The 607-nt window shown below is 61.6% G+C and carries 1 protein-coding gene; it reads left to right on the top strand.

The features are described 5' to 3' along the window. Positions 1–367: 367 nt before the first annotated feature. Positions 368–607: transglutaminase N-terminal domain-containing protein (locus WDW90_RS37880; RefSeq protein ID WP_336492843.1), on the top strand; the 240-nt coding region annotated here is incomplete at its 3' end.

The raw sequence follows: 607 nt of genomic DNA on the forward strand, positions 1-607 counted from the left end.
CCTTCAGCAACTCGCAGCCATGGAGAAGCGTCTACGCCTCGCGGGCATTGAGGCCGAGAGGAGCGCTCTCTACCGTATGCGTCGCTCCCAGGTGATCGACGATGTGGTCCTCCGCCGGCTCGTGCGCGAGGTCGACCTGATCGAAGCCCGCCTTGTCGCTTGAGTCCCGTAGTTGGCACGAACAAGCTCCTGGCAGCATAAAGGTGCCGATACCTGTGGATCGGCAGCCGCACTTTCAGGTCACTGGGCTAATGTGATCAACGACTTCCCGGTGCCGATCGGCGTCGGAGGTGTATGCGCCAATCAACACACGGAAGAACGGCCGCGACGGAGGAAGCCCGACTGATTTGCTCTGTAGGAGTGTTCATTGGTCAATCTGCGCATCCACCACCGAACGACCTACCGCTACCGGCAATCCGTAAGCTTCGGTCCGCATCGGCTTTTGCTACGGCCTCGCGAGTCCCGTGAGGTCCGCCTGGTCTCAAGCGACCTCACCGTAATACCCTCGGCGACTGTGACCTGGGCCTACGACGTCGCCGGGAATGCTGTGGCGACAGCCACGTTTCACGCGCCGGCCCAGATGCTCATCATCGACAGCGTGGCGTGT

The sequence above is a fragment of the Methylobacterium nigriterrae genome, from assembly GCF_037106235.1.
Classification (GTDB): Bacteria; Pseudomonadota; Alphaproteobacteria; order Rhizobiales; family Beijerinckiaceae; genus Methylobacterium; species Methylobacterium nigriterrae.